This is a genomic window from Fodinibius roseus, from assembly GCF_900129315.1.
Taxonomy (GTDB): domain Bacteria; phylum Bacteroidota; class Rhodothermia; order Balneolales; family Balneolaceae; genus Fodinibius; species Fodinibius roseus.
Genome location: NZ_FQUS01000010.1, coordinates 133,618 through 151,308, shown reverse-complemented (window position 1 = coordinate 151,308; position 17,691 = coordinate 133,618). Strand labels below are relative to the sequence as shown.

The following is a 17,691-nucleotide window of genomic DNA, read 5'->3' as shown; positions in this document are numbered from 1 at the left end:
TGAGATTATAATAAGAGGTCTAAATGTAAAAAATAACTGCGAACACACCTATTATTTTATAGTTTCTCTATTATTTGCCTGCACCTTATCGCAAGGTATTCATTGTACGGGCTGCAAAGCAGGACTGCCGGGCCCGGCTACCGGCCCATATCCTCGAGCTATAAACGCAAACTCCTGTCCTGTATTATATATACTTCACCAGCCTTCCGGCCCTGGCTCAGCTCTACTCCCCTTGCCTGGCCGTACGGAATGAAATAAGTCTAAATAGCCGGTTAGAGCCGTTAGTATACCAAGAGGCATTAATCCAAGCGCACAATACCAGCCATTGTGCCCATTTATTACGTGTGATGCTGTTGATTAGTATATAAATAAACCGAAAATGTTCCTCCGGAAACGTAAAATAACTATTCGAAGGCGGTTAGGCGTTGTGAGAGGGCCTATTTGAACTTGTACAGTTTTTGTCACCAAAGAGGCTGTTCCATTTTTTTCAACGACGAAAAAAACGGAACCCCAAATAAAAGTCGCTGGGGAATAGCCAGATCTTCTGTTTACTATAGTGATCAAACGGGGATAGCTCTTCCACATGAGTCTTTTTTAATATAGATTTTCCCGCTATTCCCCAGACCCCGTTGTTTTTTTGGAACCAAGATTTGAGCTTCTCTTTCCTCTAAAACAGAAGTGATTTCTATACGCTTCAGCTCCGGTCACTCTCCTCAGCACAATTTATTAAGCCGGGAAAAGAACTCTCCTTACTTAAATAACTCGTCCATTTTCAGAGCCAGATTCTTTCTTTCCCTTGAAAATTATAAAAATCATCCGAGGAGTTATCCAGAATGCATATGAGAGAGTTTTAAAATACTCCTGTATTTTGCATAATAGGAATAGGAAACCCATCAGATCGCTCGAAGCAATCTGATAGGTAAAAATTTGGAGCCACCCGGCAAGTTCGGAAGTTTTTCTTCCTCAACGCCTGCCGTTCACTTACTCCTGCTCTGCTTCCGCCGGTTCGAACAGCAGTACTTTCTCGTTTTTGTAGAAGAGGCGGAGCTCTTTGCCATTGATCTGGTAATGGGTGGTGGCGTCGAGAGCCTTAAAAAATTTAGTTTCTTTAGCTCCCTCGGGAGGGTAAACAAAAGTTGTTCCTCGAAAATAAATTTTCAGGGATCGGTTTTTTGAATCCAAATCATAGGTGGTAGAAGGCGAACTATTGGGATGACCTGCAATTCTCATGCACCAAGTTCCATACGGAGGATCTTCAGTATCAACGCACTCTTCGGCGGATTGTGTCGTAAATTCGACTGAGTATATCCTTCCTGATTCGGGTAGATCCTCAACAAGAATTCGATCTCCATCATCTTCCACAAATGCTATAAGCTGCCAGGTGGGCCCAACCAGAGTAGTGTCAGCTTCGGCCAAATTATCCTCCCATGGCTGTGTATCTTCGCAAGCTACTCCCAATGCAATGCCTAAAATGAACACGATCAAAGTTGTAATTAGAGTTTTCATAATATATCACCAAGTATTTAAATAATTAACATAATTTGCAAAATTGGAATTCACCCCTTTACCAGAATGAACCAACATTCGTTACTTCTCCTCTTCATTTAAGCTTGTATCTTGGGAAGCAGCTCCACCCGGTGACACTGTAACGGGGTGTATCGTCGACGTCTTGGTATCATTCTGTGCATCGGTCACCTGAACCCGTAAATAAAAGTCCTGCTGGTTATAAGAAATATGGGTGTAGGAATCCCCGCCCACATTCTGCCAGGGACCGCTTCCATTCCCATAGTCGAGCTGCCACTGCCAGCTATAAGGCTGATAGCCTCCGTCAGTTATAGCTTCAAACTGATAATACTGGTTTGTCTGAATCTGATAAGGTCCGTCGATGTGTACCTGCAGGAGATTATCCCCCGTTCCATCTAAGGTCAGGGTACCGGTATTATTGGGATCCAGCCAGTCTCTCAGGCGTTCGGAAGCATTGCTGCTGTTATTCCAAGACATTGAAAACTTTCCAGACCATATATGTCGCACTTCACAATAATTATCCCCTTCGAAAGCAGGATCATCAGTCCCATGAATTTGTCCTACAATTTTGTGATTGCTAAATAGTGGCGCTCCGGAAGACCCATGCTCGGCAGTCCCTTGATCGAATACAGTTTCCCAGTGAGAATCAGAAGGAGAAAAATCCCAAGTGCCAGAAACCGCCGGATCATCATCAAAAGAGATTTTCATGATATCTCCGCTTGGATGATGAATGCTCGCAGAAGAGCTGGGGGTGTTACCAGTAGCATCCCATCCTGCAAAATATGGATCATAACCACTATGCTTGGGGGGGGATATTGCTCAGTTCAAGAAGCAGAAAATCTGAATCACTATTTGCTGCCCGAAATGATGCCCCGGAAACAGCGTTATGGCCCGGCTCGCTGTTAGGATCAGAGCAGGTCTCGCTTTTATAGTTAAACCAGAAAAGCCAGTCTTCTGCATCGGCAATTTCCGCCGAAGAAAGTGATCCGTTTGGTGTCAGCCTATCTGCACAATGAAAGGCCGAAAGAAAATAGGGGGTCCGATCTTCTAATACATTATTGACCAATGCACCAGAACACAAACGGGTGTTTTGATCCACTAACACCATGGCCACTGAGCGACTCTCATCTTGCCAACCTAAAGCGCTCGGGCAATTAACATTAATGTTACAGCTTCCGGAGTCGCCAAGGTCCAGGGTACTGTTTTCGTTATCCCTGCCAAATATATTCCGGTAGGCATGAATTACATTTGCAATCCGCAGTTCGGTATTGTCCCATTGACCACCCGGCTCATAGTATTCCAGCGTGATCTGAGCTCCGCTAACCGGCAACGTTGAAAACCGCCCGGAAGACTTATTATGTTCTTCATTAAAAGGGCCGAGGACGGTGCTTTGGTCTTCGTTATAAATAAATAGCTTTCCGCCCGGTGGGAGTTCGAACCGGTCAAATATCAAGTTGATGCAATAGGCTCCTCCGGAAGCAATGCGCAGCCGCCAGAGTCGGTCTCCATTGGTTAATTCATCCCACCTGCCTTTATTTTCTGAATCTATGCTAACCTCCAGGGCCTTGCCAAAACGTGGCGGGACAGGTGATCGGTTCTGTTGTGGTTCTGCTCGGTCTTCTGACAGAAGTGTCTGCACCTCAACCGGTGGCATGGTCACCACAGGTACGCTATCCGACAAGTTATGGGTAAATGTGTAGGGTTGTACCGTATTATTAAAATCTGATTGATCAGAAGTAGAGGTACTCCTGTAATTATTTTCCAGATTCTGATTTGCATTTGTACCCAAATCCTGCATGTCGCAGGAAAATAACGCTGCTGTTATAAACAAGATTCCCAAAATACCTACGAGATATTTTTGTCTTGATCTGTACCCCTGTATTATGGAATATTTTTTTTCTTTCATAGCTAAGAGATGATTTTAAGTTGATATTAGGATCTATCTCTGAGAAAAGGCACTTTTTGTGCCGGGAAAAACAAAGCCGAAGAATATGTTATTGAATAACATGCTATGTTTTCCTCCCCAAAAAGTTTAGGTTTTATAATAAATACTCTTCCATAATCCCTATATTCGGAAGAGTTTTTACCTGCTCCACAGATTGCTTCAGATGTTAGTTGTATGCTTGTGCAAGTTTTTTTTTGTAAAAGTTACTCAGCCATAGCTGGTTGATGGATCTTCTTCGGAGGATCCACCGAAGAAGATTTTCGTTTTTTCTTAAATTCTTCAAGTTGTTTCATCTTCAGGTACCGTCGCCCGGTGATCCAATCCTCATGCTGCTCCTTGAGCATAGCCCCAAAAAGGCGCAGGCAGCTTTGGGGATTGGGAAAGATCCGTACCGGTTTGCTGCGTCGCTTTAGCTCTTGGTGGAGCCGCTCGACCGCGTTCGTGGTTCTTACGCGTCGCCGGTGGGTCGGGGGAGCTACCTGAAAAACCGTCAAGGTTTGCTCGGCCTGCTCGCTGAGCCAGTCGGCTACGTCCGGCAACGGCTCTTCCAACCGATCGATCAGCTCCCCGAGCCGGGCTTTCGCCTGCCGGTAGCTGTTGCCTCGTCGCCAGATCTCCCGCAAGGCCTGGTGCAGCTCATCCTGGCGCTTTTTAGGGGCTTTGTCGAAGGTATTGCGCTGGAAATGGTACTGGCAACGCTGCCACGGGGTGCCCGGGAAGTGGGCCTGCAGGGCCTTGCGAATCCCCGGATGGGCATCGCTGGTAAACATTTCCACACCTTGCAGGCCCCGAGCCTTCAACCCGCCAATGAACTCGCTCCATACCGTCTCGGATTCGCCCCAGCCGGTCTCCACGGCCAGTACGTGGCGGTGGCCATCCTCGGAGACCCCGATGGCTACCAAGACGGCCATATCGACAACGATCCCGTCCCGCCGACAACGTTCATATCGGGCGTCAATCTTCACGTAGGGATAGTCCCCGCTCAGCCGGCGGGTCCGCCAGGCCTCCAGTTCGGCGTCTAACTCCGCCGAGAACCGACTAATGGTGGATGCCGAAAATTCTTTGCCCAACAGCCGCTCGGTCACCTTGGCCATCTTTCGGGTCGAAACACCCTGCACGTAGGCCTCGGCCAGGGCCGCCACCAAGGCTTTTTCGCTGCGTTGGTAACGCTCCAGGATCGACGGGTAAAACTCTCCGTCCCGGGTCTGGGGAACCCGCAGATGCAACGTCCCCACCCGCGTGTAGAGCTGTCGCGGTTTATAGCCGTTACGACTGGTGCGCCGCTGGTCGCTGCGCTCGTAAGGGTCGGCCCCAATATGGTGGTCACGTTCGAGTTCCATAAGTTGTTGCAGTCCTAATTGCAGAATTTCCGCCAGCAGATTCTCGCTGTCGTTCGCCAGTAAATTTTCCAGCTGAAATTTTCCGTTTTTCTTTGTATTCTTCTTTTTAGAGGTCATGGCATCGATGGTTTGGTTTGGGTTTTGGTGATTCAATCAAACCTAGCCATGGCCTTTCTTTTTTTCCAAATCCTTACCTACTTTTACAGAAACTAATTTACACAGCGGTTGTATGAATTATACACGTAAATCCAAGGCAACAACTATTTAAATATCAATTTTTTTAATATTAGAGGACATCCAATAAATATATATGGGAATAAAAAGTCATTAAATTCTTATCTTATAGGCTTATCTACAGGAGTGGGCATGTCATTGGCGGCTGGGTTAAAGAGGACTCCCATCTCTATATCTTTTACGCATTCGCCGGATAAAGTAAGCCTCCAATCGCTCACACAAGCCTATGTATGAGTGGTTCTCGTAGATCCCCCTCAGGGTAGCTCACAAGCCAAGACCGGGAAATGAATTTCCTAAAACTTGATGCGCGCCTGGACCCCAACCTCGCTGCGGGTATCGCCCTGGATTTCATTGAGTCCGCTGCCGATAACCTGTCGGTCTTCATACTTGGTAAGGCCCACCTTGGCCCAGATCTCCAAAAAGGAAAACGGCTCGTAGTTGACCAGCAGGTACATCCGCTGGCCGCGGTCAAACAGCGGCTGACTGGCAAAAACGTAGAGCAGGTCGTTCTCAAACTGGTAAACCCGCGAGGCATAGCTTCCGGTATCGAAAACCGTAATACGGGTATCCAGCGTCAGTTTTTCGCCTAAAACCAGCCGCAGATCCTGGTAAAGCAGAAGTCCCGTTTCGGCCGTTTCACCGGCCTCGCGGCTCCGCACCCACTCTGCCCGGCTTCGAAGCCGCACATCATCATTCACCCAGTATTCGATATGTCCCCGGATACTGCTGCGCCGGCTGGTCCCCAGCTCCCGGCGAAAGCGTCCCAGCTCGTCCGTCACTTCGTACTCATCTTCTTTGGTTTCGCCCCGGACCTGCAGGTAAGCGTCCACGCCCGGCATAATTTCCATCTCGGCCTTCCCGAGCCAGTCATATCCCCTGGTCGGCTGATGGGTTCCGAAGCGAGCCGACGGGAATCGGAATTGATCCATATACGCAGTAAGGATAATATTGTCGCCATGCGTATGCTGCAGGCCAAGATAGATCCCTTCCTCGTTTTTGGGCGTACCGGATCCTTCCCCGAATCCGTCTCCCAGAATCGACTGAAACTCCTTCTGATAATTTCGATAGGCCAGCGCCACCTCCGTATCCGGTCCTATGGAACTTTCCACACCGCCGAGGACCCCCCATCCCCCGTTTTTACTGCGCGCGGCTTCGCCAAAAGCGACGGCCGGCCCCAAAAGCAGGCTGTAATCCATCCCGATGGTCGAGGCGGAGATTCCTTCGAAATCATATCTGGCATAATCCTGATCGCTGGCAGCGACGTATCGGTCGAATGTTGTTTGGTAGCCGGTAGCACCTATAAAGCCGACGGGAAGCTCCACCCGGATATGTCCCCCATACAAACACTGCCGCAGATTCCCGCGCCGCGCCTGCTGCCGCATCGTGCGGTGATACCCGCTTTCGGTCGGAAATCGCACAGTGTCGACCGAAATTTCACTGGCCGTCCGCCGCCGGGAGGAATAAAAGCCGGTCAGCTGAAAACGTCCCCCGTACGTCACCGCAGCGCCCCGGTAATAGTTCGTCTCCTGGGCCGAGGTGTAGGGCTTGATGCCGCGGCCGCTTCGATTGGGCGCGCCGGTCACATTGCTCCCCTTGCCAAACACGCCGCCATTCCAGAGCACAAGTCCCTGTCCGAATGACAGGCTGTAGTCTCCTGCCACCAGCGTTTGCAACCGGCCGTTATTTTCGAGCGCCAGGTGCCAGGATTGATGGTCGAATTGCATGGGACCGGGCAGCATTTCGCCGGCATCTTTCTCCTGGGTCAGGTTTGCCGACAGGTGATCGCTCTGATAGTCCATACGCTGGTAATATTTTGCAGGTCCCCCCAGGTAGCCCCCCTCTTCCGGCGACTCCCGGTAGCCCCGCGATTCCTGCAGATCCCGCTGGTATCTTGTGAACGCCTGAAACCGGCTGCCATTGGTCCAGTACCGCCGATCGGTGAACAACCGACTGCTGAGTTCGAGTCCCCTGCCAATGGTTACATAGGGATGAATTTTCTCATAGGTAACCCGGCCGATACCGGTGACCTTCGTCAGTTCCTGCAGTGCTTCGAACGGTTTTACGTCCCTTCGATACCGAATAATTGCCCGGGCTGTCTTGAGGTTGATTCCCGGCACCTGCATCAGCATGTGCAAGTCGGCTTGATTGACATTCACCGGGCGGGCCGACATATCCTGCAGAAGCTGGACTAACTGTTCACTGTTCATGTCCAGGTTATCGGAATCAAAATCTTCCAGGGCCTGCTCCAGATCTTCCCGTACTTCCGAACGGGTCGAGTCGCGCTGCTGGGCCCCGGCAATGACCGGAAGCAGCAGTACAAAAACCGATATACCAACATCACGAATGCGCATTACCAGCTGATTTTAAAATCAACAGCGGGACTGTAGCCCAGGACATTATTTGCGTGACGCTGGACGGCCACACTGGCACTCCATGCGGAATGAAGGTATCCGAATCCGGCTGAAAAAGTTCGTGGCGCCGTTGTAATACCCACCCGGCCCATTAACCCATTGAAAATGTTCACCTCTACACCGCCCCGGTATGCCACCGGGAATCGTACATCCTTAAAGAGCTCCGTTGAAAGAAGGGCGATATCCGAAAGCCGGTAAGAAAATCCCATGCTGAGATTCCGCGGCAATTCCTCCTCATTGCGCGAGCCGTAGGTGGGCTGGTTGACATTCGTAGCCTTGGCCGCGATCCACAGCTCCGGCAGGATGGATGCTGCCAGCCCGATGTCAATCCCCAGCGCGCCGGCGGAACCGTACCCCCCGCCCTGCACTACATGACTGTAATTGAGCACGAGACCGTAATGAAATCCCCTGACCGAATTTTTGTAGCCGGCCCGCATGCGATTTTCGCTAAAAAGATCGTAGCCGTAACGGTGGGCGGCGGCGGCGAAAACTCCTGCTTTTGTGGGATAGGTCACAGATGCTGCAAGATCGCTGACCTCCGCCAGTCCGAAGTAGCGGACCCCGAAAAAGGAGATCGTGGTCTCCTTTTCAGATATCATGGCGGGACTGGCAAATACCGCCCACGGGCTGTGGGGCAGTGCCGTGGTCGCCTGTCCCACCGCCAGCTCACGTGCCCCAATTACGTCCTGTGCCTTGAGCTCTGCAGGCGGACATACCGTCCAGGTCATGCCGAGCAAAAGAAGTTGCAGAAATGTTATGTAACAATGCCGATGGTTTAGTATAATATGCTTCATGATAAATGATTCCCTTATCTCTTTGTTGTGATGAATGTTTTTTCTCCTGATAAATGGTGGTGCTCCCTTTTTATCTGCGTTCTCTGCCTGCTCCTCCCCTGGAAGGCAGCAGGCCAGGAAATTCGTGCGGATGTCACCGTAGACCGCAGCCAGGTGAACAACACCTCACTCAGCTTTTTAGATGACCTCTCTGATGAAATAGAAACCTATCTTAATGAATATTCCTGGACCGATACGAACTTCCGGGCAGAAGAACGGGTCAGGGTAGATATACAGATAACATTACTGAGTGCTGATGACAATTTCAACTTCGATGCCCAGGTAATTTTTCGTTCACGCCGCCCTATTTATAATACGACCCGGGAGACCGTTCTTTTTTTCTATAACGAAGAGGACTGGAGCTTTACCTACACGCCCAATCGCACGCTGCTTCATGACCAGCTTCAGTTCGATGCATTTACCAGTTTTTTAGACTTTTACGCCTACTTGATGTTGGGATACGATTTTGACAGCTTCAACGAACTCGGGGGCACACCTTACTTTGCACAAGCTCAAAATATTGTCTCTCAAGCCCAGTCCGCTCCCTCCGGTGGCTGGGAACGCAGTGGCATCAACCGTCGAAACCGGGCGCAGTTGGTAGCAGATCTTCTTAACCAGAACTATGAGGGGCTGCGATTGGCCGTATACCAGTATCACCGACAGGGATTGGATCGTTTTGTTGAACATCCGGTGGAAGCGCGGCAACAGATTCTGGGGGCGCTGGGCAAAATACAGGAAGCCAAACGGACTACCTCCTCCAACTTTCTTTTTGATACGTTTTTCAACACAAAATATCGCGAATTAAGCGCTATCTTTGAGGACGCGGCTCCCGAGGTCAGGCTCAAAGCCTTCCAGCTGCTCTCCGATATTGATCAAAGTCACCTGTCGGAGTACCGAAAGCTGCAATAATCGCGCGGTATATTTGACGTTAAACATATTTCAGCTATTTTTTAACTTGTCTCTTTTATGCCACCAAGGTGGTTGTTCCATATTTTCAACGATGAAAAAAGCGAAACGCAAAAAAATGAGTCGCCGGCTGAGGATTCTTCGCCGGAAGGATGGCTTTCTTTCTTAAGATAATGTTATATATAGAAATTACCTTTAAAAAGAGCTTCTTATTTTATGAGAAAAAACACACGGCCTTGAAAATAGGACGAGCCTTTTAGGCAGAGGAGGTGCGAGGAATGGGTATAAGAAAAACTGTCTGAGGCGCCTTCAGCGGTGAGTTTTTTTCTTTTATTCGGAGCACCTCCGGCGCCTGCCGTCCTATTTTCTCAGCCTTGACCTTTTCCGCCCCTTTTGGGTCAAGCCAAAAGGGGCAAATAATTTTCAAATAATCATACCAGCGCCTACGGTTTCATTAGTGTATTCATCAATAATAATAACACTGCCCGTTACGCGGTTGCGTTTATAGCTGTCATAGAAAAGAGGTTTGGTCGTACGAATTTGAATGCGACCGATATCATTCAGCCCGATCTCCTTATCCCCTTCGACGCGATGCAGTGTATTAATATTGACTTTATATTTTACCTCTTTAATGATGCAACGGGCATCCTGGGTGGTATGCTTGATAGCATACTTCCCTCTCGGGTCAAGCGGCTCCTTATTAAGCCAGCAAACCATCAAATCGATATCCTGTCCCACGGTAGGCTGATTATCCGGCTTGGCAATCATATCACCCCTGCTGATATCAATTTCATCCTCCAGTGTCATGGTAATAGACATCGGCTGGAAGACCTCGTCCTCTTCGCTCTTATAGGTTTCCACGGTATCGATCGTGCTGGTAAAGCCGGAAGGAAGCGCAATAATTTCGTCACCGGGCTTAAAGACCCCGCCGGCCACCTGGCCGGCATAGCCCCGGTAATCGGGATATTCTTCCGATTGGGGACGCGTAACCCACTGCACCGGAAACCGGCTGTCCACATGATTGTAATCACTATCCACCTGTACATTTTCAAGCGTATAGAGCAGCGTAGCCCCCCCATACCAGGGCATGTTCTCAGATTTATCGACCACGTTATCCCCGTAAAGCGCGCTGATGGGAATATAATGGATATCGGGGACATCCAGCTTGGAGGAAAAAGAGCGGAACTGTTCCTGGATTTCCTTGAATCGGTCTTCGCTATAGTCAACCAGGTCCATTTTATTCACGCACAGCACGATATGATCAATCTGCAGCAGCGACGCGATAAACGAGTGACGGCAGGTCTGCTCGATCACTCCCTTTCGGGCATCCACCAGGATGACTGCCAGGTTTGCCGTGGAGGCTCCCGTCACCATGTTTCGGGTGTACTGAACATGTCCCGGCGTGTCGGCGATAATGAACTTTCGATTGGGCGTTGAAAAATAACGGTATGCCACATCGATGGTAATACCCTGCTCGCGTTCCGCGGACAACCCATCCGTTATAAGAGCGAGGTTGGTATATTCATCCCCCTTTTTCTGGCTCGATTCTTCGATCGCTTCCATCTGATCATCAAAAATGGATTTGGAGTCATAGAGCAAACGTCCGATCAGGGTACTTTTGCCGTCATCCACACTTCCTGCCGTCGTAAACCGCAGGAGATCCATATCGAGATATTTTTGTGCTTCTTTTGTATTCGAACTCATGCTTTTGTTAAAATCTAAAATTAACTTCTAAAACCTATTCCGGCGAGATGCTATGAATTCAGAAGTTCGTATTCGGAATAAACCTATTCCGGATTCTGAATTCTTATGTATCTTTTCAATACTGCATTCACTAAAAATAGCCCTGCTTTTTTCGTTCTTCCATAGCAGCTTCAGCCCGCTTGTCATCCGTCCGGTTGCCCCGTTCGGTAATCCGTGCCGAAGCGACCTCTTCAATAATCTGTGCCACGGTCGACGCTTCGGATTTAAAAGCGCCGGTACACGTCATATCGCCGATCGTCCGGAAGCGTATTTTCTTTACCTCATATTCTTCATCCTCATCCAGCGAAATAAATTGAGATTTCGCCAGGTACGTATCCGCTCGCTCAACAACCTCCCGCTCATGGGCAAGATACAGGCTTGGTATATCAATATCCTCCGCGGCAATATACTGCCAGACATCCATCTCGGTCCAGTTGCTCAGTGGAAACACCCGAAAGTGCTCGCCGTGATTCTTCCGGCCGTTATACAAATTCCAGAGCTCCGGACGCTGGTTCTTGGGGTCCCATTGGCCAAATTCATCGCGGTGAGAAAAGAATCGCTCTTTGGCCCGGGCTTTTTCTTCATCCCGCCGGGCACCGCCGAATGCGGCATCAAAGCCGTGTTCTTCCAACGCATCCAGCAAAGCGGGAATCTGTAGTTTATTACGGCTTGCATTGGGACCGTTTTCCTCTTTTACGCGTCCGGAATCTATCAGATCCTGAACCTTGACCACTATAAGATTCACACCGAGCTGCTCCATCAGCTGATCACGAAACTCAATCGTCTCATCAAAATTGTGGCCGGTATCCACATGCAGGAAAGGGAAAGGGATTTTACCGGGCCAAAATGCTTTCTCGGCCAGGCGGGCCATCGTGATCGAGTCTTTTCCGCCCGAGAACATCAATACCGGGTTCTCAAACTGGGCGGCAACCTCCCTCATAATGTGAATAGATTCAGCTTCTAACTGCCGAATGTGACTTAATTTATACTTTCTCATACAAGACAATCATTGTTTGTTTTATAAAGCTGCTAAAACTAAGCATTAATAGATAGAAAAACCATCAAAGAATAGGATCCTGTGCTGTAGGTACTTCCTTCATAACCGCCAGCACTGCGAAATGTTTCAAAGAGAGCTTGAAAAACCGGAGAATATTGTTCAGGGTCAAGGCCAGAGGGGAGCGGATCACGGCATATAGCCTCTATGCGAGGATTGCAACCGACTGATAATGCTGACATTGGACAAAAGCACGAGTTTGTAAAGCTCTCTCAAAGTATATGGATAATTAATTCTTAACGCCCCACGGGGCAACGGACGGTATCTAATTCCTGTTTTCCAGATACTCCAATACCATCCGTACCCCCTCCCCGGGAGTAATATCCGTGGTATCGATTTCCAGCTCGGGGTTCTCCGGTTCCTCATACGGATCACTGATTCCGGTAAAATTATCAATCTCTCCTTTGCGCGCCCTGGCATAGAGGCCTTTCACATCCCGTTCCTCACAAACTTCCAGCGGGGTGGATACATAGATCTCCACGAAGTCCTCGCACAGGTCACGTACAAAGTCCCGTGCCTCCTGGTAAGGAGAGATAAAAGACCCGATCACAAACACACCATGAGCCTGCAGCCGGCTGGCAATATACCCTACCCGCCTGATATGCGCGTTGCGTTCTTCCTTGCTGAATCCGGTTGAGGGAAAAATGTCACGAATGGCGTCCCCGTCGAGGTGTTCCACCCGGTAGCCTCGTTCTTTCAAGGCGGGATACACTTTCTCAGAGATGGTACTTTTCCCGGAACCGGAAAGCCCTGTAAACCAGAGGACTGCCGGCTTTAGTTTCTTTTCTTCTGACATGCTATAATGGTAAGTTTTGAATATTGAATTTTGAATTATTTTTTATTGCGTCTTGAGTGGTCTTAACAATGGAAGTTACAATTCAACATTCCCATTAAGCCCAATCAGGAAGCCGCTGTTTTTCAAATCAGGTTTATTATAGGTCAGGGGAGAGGGATGGGCCCCATCGCGGGCCGAGTAACGATAGACACAGTCCCCCGCGGCTACATCCCATTCCATCGTCGGTCCCATCCGCGGGTAGATATCGGCCGCTCCCTCAGCGACCAGGCAAAACTTGATCGAACTGCCGGCAGGTATCGTTTCGGTTACCTGAAGGCCCTTATCCTGCAGCTGATTGATCAGCGAATCCGAACCGTGTGAGCGACTTTGCACGGCCGTAAGGCTGCTTTCGGTGCTGCTGGCTTCCGAATATATCCGCTGTGGCTTCTCATCGCCAACCTGCTTAAACGCCCCTTTCTCCCGGGTCGCATAATAGGTTATCTTTTTATCCGGTACATAAACCACCCCCAAAACCGGTTTTCCGTTTTCGATAAGCGCGATATTAACTGTAAATTCACCATTCTTTTTGATAAACTCTTTGGTCCCGTCCAGGGGATCTACAATCCAAAAAGCAGTCCACTCCCTGCGGTCGTCATAATCGGGTATGCCGGATTCTTCCGAAATAACCGGGGTATCCGGATCTATTTTTTTCAGGGCGTCCACAATAATATGGTGGGCTGCCAAATCAGCTTTGGTAAGCGGAGAGTCATCATCTTTGTGCATGACTTCTACGTCATCCTCATAATAGTCAAGAATGGCCTCTCCCGCCTGTTTCGCTGTAGCAATAATTTCCTTCAACATGTAATTTATAATCTATATTTATTAATTCATTTTCTATTTTTTTTGACCTGTCAGCGCCAAAGATACTAAAAAAATCACAGAGGCCATATCATCGGGACAAGTACAATGGTGATTACAGCGACAATCAAATTCAGGGGAAGGCCGATTTTGGTAAAGTCCGTAAACTTGTACCCTCCCGGACCATAAACCATTAAATTTGTCTGGTACCCGATAGGCGTAGAGAAACTGGCTGAGGCCGCCATCATAATGGTAATGACAAACGGCATATGGTTAACGCCAAAGGAGGCCGCCATTGAAATAGCAATCGGGAAAATCAGAACCGCAGCAGCGTTATTGGTAATCATCTCGGTCAGTATCCAGGTTGCCAGGTACGTACCGATCAAAGCCCCGTAGGGATTCGATTCCACCAGTCCCAGAAAGCTTTTGGCCAGGACCGCTGCCGCCCCGGTCTCCTGCATGGCGCTGCCTATACCCAGCGATGCGGCGATAACCAGCAGTACCGACCAGTCAATGTAGCTTTTGGCTTCCGTTGCCCCGCAACAGTTAAATAATATCATCAACCCTGCTGCCAGAAAAGAAGCCTGAAACATCGTCAAAAATCCCAGGGCCACGGAGCCGACCATTCCAATTAACGTAGCCCAGGCAATGCCCGACTTCTCATAATTGGGCGGATTGGAATCGCTGATGCCGCTGATCAAATAGTAATCGCTGGAATTTTTATACTGTTCCAGAAAGGTGGGGTGCGCTTCCAGCAGCAGGGTATCACCGGTCCGAAGCTCTATATCACCCACCTTCTCTTTAATGCGCTCGCCATTTCGAGCTACAGCCAGAACGACGGCATCATACAGATTGCGAAACCGTCCCTCTTTGATCGTCCGCCCGTTGATCGGATGAGTCGGCGATACGACGGCCTCAATCATAAGACGCTCTCTGCGCGACGAATCAAGCTTAAAAAGCTGATCCGTAGCGGGACTCAATCCCTTAATTTGCTGCAGATCGACAATCGAATCCACAATACCTGCAAAGATCAGGCGATCATTATCATGTAGGCTTATTTCCGGATCCACCGCCGCCAGTATTTGTCCCCCGCGATAGATTTCCACTAAAAAAAGTCCCGGCAGATTACGCAGTCCGGCTTCCTCGACCGTCTGTCCCGCTATCTCGCTGCCATGGTCCACCAACATCTCAATGGTATATTCCCGGGGATCTTTAAACGTATCGAAACCGGAGCCCCGGATGGGCAGCAACTTTCGGCCGAAAACGGCCAGGTATACAAACCCGGCAATAGCACACGGAATGCCGATAAGGGCCGGTTCGAAGATCCCGAGCGACCCGGTTGCGGTTTCCTGGATCAGCAGTCCGTTTACTATGAGGTTCGTACTGGTACCGATGAGCGTACAGGTGCCTCCCAGGATAGCCGCATAGCTGAGAGGAATTAGTATTTTAGAAGCCGGAATTCGATTTTTCCGGGCCCAGTCTTCCAGGGCGGGGATAAATGAGGCTACAATCGGGGTGTTGTTTAAAAAAGCGCTGAACACCATAACGGGAGCCATAATCCGCAACTGAGCGCGACGGATACTTCTGGAGCGACCGATAATTTTGTTGATTACATACTGGATGGCCCCCGTTTCTTTGAGTCCCGCTGCCACAACGTACAATGCCGCCACCGTGAGCATCCCTTCATTTGAGAACCCTACCAGTACTTCGGATACCGGGACCACCTGACTTACAATTATGACCGTAAGTCCGCCTAAAAAAACAACATCGGCGGAAAGGCGGGTCTTAATCAACAGAATTAAACACAGTACAACAACAGCAATAACCGTCCATCCGGCAAGAGTCATGAACTATTCTGATAGGTTTATATTTTCAAAGCAAGTAGATAAGAAAAAGAAATATAAGAAGCTTTCAAATTCATTAATCTCGTTGTTCACAGGATGCCGACCGTTTGTTCTCATTGTAAAAAAGCGGAATGGCCCGAAAAGTCACAGTTGAATACATGGTGCTTCGGTTCCCCGTATCGGTCCGAAAAAGGCACCTCCCTTTTTGCCTGATCCGGGAAGAGTTGTACCATTTTTGGTCTCCAAAACAGGCTGAAAGGGTAGCATGATCATCAAGGATCGAATACTTTTCTCCGTCTTGAAATTTCTCATTGATTGACAAATTCGGGGCCTTTACTGTAATACAGGGTCACTGGTTCGGGAACAAAAGACGCCAAAAAGTGCTATGCAGACTCAGACATCCTGTGAATAGGTTTTAGCAATTTTAGCCACATTCTTTTACTTTAGTCCCTTTAATAATCACCTTGATAAAAACCATTGATTCGTACCACCTTTTTTCATCGTACAATAGTAGCTTCTGCAAAGCTGATGTTGTGTGCCGTTATCTTATCAGCATATCCTTTGCAAAATATATTTGGACAGCCTGTTCCCGTCGGTGGTGTCAACGACCAGCATTACCGGACACTGCAGCTGCTTTCGGATTCCACCATCCAAACATCGCTGACCAACCGTCCCCTGTGGATGTCGACCTACCGAAAGCTGGCGGAAGAAACAAATCATCCATCGCCCGGCGCCTGGTGGACACAGCCCCTGGAAGGCCCCAAAACATCGTTTTTCAACTTTTTTGAGGCCGGCGTCTACGAACCGGTGCTGACCACCACCTATAACAGTCAACTGCCCTACAGCGAAAATAACGGCGCTGCATGGTATGGACGCGGACTTAATACGGAGTTTCAGGGCGGGTTGTACCTGACGTCGGATTATCTGACGCTCAGTTTTCGTCCCCATGTAATTCATACCCAAAACCGGGATTTTGCCAAGCCCCGGTTCATTCCCACCGATAGTGAAGGGAATCCTCAATACCGGGCTATTTTCAGCAATATAGATATGCCCTACCGGTTTGGCCCCGATGCCTACAGCGATTTTGACCTGGGACACTCTTCGGCCCGTATCCACTACAAAAGTATCGAAGCGGGTGCCAGCAGCGAATCGCTCTGGTGGGGGCCCGGGGTACAATATGCCCTGATGATGAGCAACAATGCCGCCGGTATTCCCCATCTTTTCCTGGGAACACGCGAGCCGCTGGCGCTGCCCCTCGGCATCGGGGGGATTGAATTCCGCTGGGTCTGGGGCTGGCCCCGCGATTCAGCGTATTTTACCGGCAACAACAACCAGCGGTTTATGAATGCGCTCAACTTCAGCTACTCTCCCTCCTTTATCCCCAATCTTACAGTGGGATTGACGCGCACCTTCCACCAATATGTACCCGAAGACGGGCTCGACGCCTCCGACTTTTTCGATATTATGCAGGCCTTTCAGAAAGTAAAGCAAGACGAGTCAGGCGGCAGCGGACTGAATGACGCTAAAAACCAGTTAGCCACCGTCTACTTTCGATGGGTTTTTCCGGAAAGCAATGCTGAGGTCTACGGGGAATATTTCCGGGAAGATCACAACTATGACCTGCGGGACTTTCTGATGCAGCCGGACCACGACCGGGCCTATACGCTGGGTGCCCAAAAAATTGTGGAAAGCAACTGGATCGATTTCGTGAAATTTAACGCAGAACTCAACTCCCTGGTCCCCAACAGAATAGATGAAGTGCGTCCCCAAACCTATTATTACCGCCACAGTAGAATCAAACAGGGGCATACCAGCCGGGGACAAGTCCTCGGGGCGGCCATCGGTCCCGGTTCGGACAGCCAATATTTTGGTGCGGAGGGTTACTTTAATGAAGGGATGGCGGGACTTTTTATCCAGCGCGTGGCCGAGAACGACTTTTTCCATTACGTATACTACGACCAACCCGCACTCGGTAACGGTTATAAGGATATCTGGCGACATCGCATCAATTTGAATATAGGCCTGAAAGGATCCTACCAAACCGGTCCCCTCCTGTTGGGTGCTCAATTAATCTGGAATAAGAACTATAACTATGGACGATATAATTATGGAGACCTGGACGTTGATTTCGATACCGTTGACAAAAACGACAAAGTAAATATGCAGCTGCAGCTCTCCGTCCGCTATCTTTTTAGATAATAAGGCCTTCAAACAGCCCGACTTT

General features: G+C 49.2%; 13 protein-coding genes and 1 pseudogene. 2 read left to right on the top strand and 12 right to left on the bottom strand.

Annotation, left to right across the window (positions count from 1 at the left end; genetic code table 11):
• Positions 1–981: 981 nt before the first annotated feature.
• The 7 genes and pseudogenes from BUB16_RS11010 to BUB16_RS10985 form a co-directional block, all read right to left on the bottom strand.
• Positions 982–1,506, bottom strand: coding sequence for an META domain-containing protein (locus tag BUB16_RS11010; protein WP_073063794.1), 525 nt, complete (start codon positions 1,504–1,506; stop codon positions 982–984).
• 81 nt (positions 1,507–1,587) lie between these two features.
• Entirely contained in the window at positions 1,588–2,001 is a 414-nt protein-coding gene (locus tag BUB16_RS21215) for a hypothetical protein (protein WP_139240282.1), read from the bottom strand.
• Positions 2,002–2,082: 81 nt separating this feature from the next.
• Positions 2,083–2,340: pseudogene (locus tag BUB16_RS22390) on the bottom strand (T9SS type A sorting domain-containing protein); the annotation flags it as partial.
• Positions 2,321–3,430, bottom strand: a complete 1,110-nt coding sequence (locus BUB16_RS11000; protein ID WP_139240281.1) for a hypothetical protein — start codon at positions 3,428–3,430, stop codon at positions 2,321–2,323. The pseudogene BUB16_RS22390 and the gene BUB16_RS11000, both read right to left, overlap by 20 nt.
• Positions 3,431–3,672: 242 nt before the next feature.
• Positions 3,673–4,926 carry an IS256 family transposase gene (locus tag BUB16_RS10995; RefSeq protein ID WP_073063785.1) on the bottom strand — a complete coding sequence of 418 codons (1,254 nt, stop codon included), beginning with the start codon at positions 4,924–4,926 and terminating at the stop codon, positions 3,673–3,675.
• A gap of 410 nt (positions 4,927–5,336) precedes the next feature.
• Entirely contained in the window at positions 5,337–7,394 is a 2,058-nt protein-coding gene (locus BUB16_RS10990; protein ID WP_073063782.1) for a ComEA family DNA-binding protein, read from the bottom strand.
• A complete protein-coding gene (locus BUB16_RS10985; protein WP_073063779.1) occupies positions 7,394–8,182 on the bottom strand; it encodes a hypothetical protein in 789 nt (262 codons plus the stop codon). The genes BUB16_RS10990 and BUB16_RS10985 overlap by 1 nt, the downstream gene beginning before the upstream one ends.
• Positions 8,183–8,278: 96 nt before the next feature.
• Here BUB16_RS10985 and porD point away from each other — a divergent pair, with 96 nt between their 5' ends.
• Positions 8,279–9,196, top strand: a complete 918-nt coding sequence (porD, locus tag BUB16_RS10980) for a type IX secretion system protein PorD (protein WP_073063777.1) — start codon at positions 8,279–8,281, stop codon at positions 9,194–9,196.
• A 420-nt stretch (positions 9,197–9,616) separates the two neighbouring features.
• Here the strand turns inward: porD and cysN are convergent, their stop codons facing one another.
• From cysN to BUB16_RS10955, 5 genes are all read right to left on the bottom strand, one after another.
• A complete protein-coding gene (gene cysN, locus BUB16_RS10975) occupies positions 9,617–10,897 on the bottom strand; it encodes a sulfate adenylyltransferase subunit CysN (protein WP_073063774.1) in 1,281 nt (426 codons plus the stop codon).
• A gap of 130 nt (positions 10,898–11,027) precedes the next feature.
• Positions 11,028–11,933 carry a sulfate adenylyltransferase subunit CysD gene (cysD, locus tag BUB16_RS10970; RefSeq protein ID WP_073063770.1) on the bottom strand — a complete coding sequence of 302 codons (906 nt, stop codon included), beginning with the start codon at positions 11,931–11,933 and terminating at the stop codon, positions 11,028–11,030.
• Positions 11,934–12,255: 322 nt separating this feature from the next.
• The gene (cysC, locus tag BUB16_RS10965; RefSeq protein ID WP_073063768.1) at positions 12,256–12,786 is read right to left on the bottom strand and encodes an adenylyl-sulfate kinase; all 531 of its coding nucleotides are present in this window, start codon (positions 12,784–12,786) and stop codon (positions 12,256–12,258) included.
• Between the two features lie 75 nt (positions 12,787–12,861).
• The gene (cysQ, locus tag BUB16_RS10960; RefSeq protein ID WP_073063765.1) at positions 12,862–13,626 is read right to left on the bottom strand and encodes a 3'(2'),5'-bisphosphate nucleotidase CysQ; all 765 of its coding nucleotides are present in this window, start codon (positions 13,624–13,626) and stop codon (positions 12,862–12,864) included.
• 74 nt (positions 13,627–13,700) lie between these two features.
• Positions 13,701–15,470, bottom strand: a complete 1,770-nt coding sequence (locus BUB16_RS10955) for an SLC13 family permease (protein ID WP_073063762.1) — start codon at positions 15,468–15,470, stop codon at positions 13,701–13,703.
• A 558-nt stretch (positions 15,471–16,028) separates the two neighbouring features.
• Between BUB16_RS10955 and BUB16_RS10945 the strand changes: the two genes are divergently transcribed.
• Complete coding sequence (locus BUB16_RS10945; RefSeq protein WP_073063754.1) at positions 16,029–17,666, top strand: capsule assembly Wzi family protein; 1,638 nt, start codon at positions 16,029–16,031, stop codon at positions 17,664–17,666.
• Positions 17,667–17,691 lie beyond the last annotated feature (25 nt).

Bases quoted from the DNA above. Each gene is read 5' to 3' on its own strand.
- BUB16_RS11010 (WP_073063794.1), bottom strand. From the start codon at position 1,506: ATGAAAACTCTAATTACAACTTTGATCGTGTTCATTTTAGGCATTGCA.
- BUB16_RS21215 (WP_139240282.1), bottom strand. From the start codon at position 2,001: ATGTCTTGGAATAACAGCAGCAATGCTTCCGAACGCCTGAGAGACTGG.
- BUB16_RS11000 (WP_139240281.1), bottom strand. From the start codon at position 3,430: ATGAAAGAAAAAAAATATTCCATAATACAGGGGTACAGATCAAGACAA.
- BUB16_RS10995 (WP_073063785.1), bottom strand. From the start codon at position 4,926: ATGACCTCTAAAAAGAAGAATACAAAGAAAAACGGAAAATTTCAGCTG.
- BUB16_RS10990 (WP_073063782.1), bottom strand. From the start codon at position 7,394: ATGCGCATTCGTGATGTTGGTATATCGGTTTTTGTACTGCTGCTTCCG.
- BUB16_RS10985 (WP_073063779.1), bottom strand. From the start codon at position 8,182: ATGACCTGGACGGTATGTCCGCCTGCAGAGCTCAAGGCACAGGACGTA.
- porD (WP_073063777.1), top strand. From the start codon at position 8,279: ATGAATGTTTTTTCTCCTGATAAATGGTGGTGCTCCCTTTTTATCTGC.
- cysN (WP_073063774.1), bottom strand. From the start codon at position 10,897: ATGAGTTCGAATACAAAAGAAGCACAAAAATATCTCGATATGGATCTC.
- cysD (WP_073063770.1), bottom strand. From the start codon at position 11,933: ATGAGAAAGTATAAATTAAGTCACATTCGGCAGTTAGAAGCTGAATCT.
- cysC (WP_073063768.1), bottom strand. From the start codon at position 12,786: ATGTCAGAAGAAAAGAAACTAAAGCCGGCAGTCCTCTGGTTTACAGGG.
- cysQ (WP_073063765.1), bottom strand. From the start codon at position 13,626: ATGTTGAAGGAAATTATTGCTACAGCGAAACAGGCGGGAGAGGCCATT.
- BUB16_RS10955 (WP_073063762.1), bottom strand. From the start codon at position 15,470: ATGACTCTTGCCGGATGGACGGTTATTGCTGTTGTTGTACTGTGTTTA.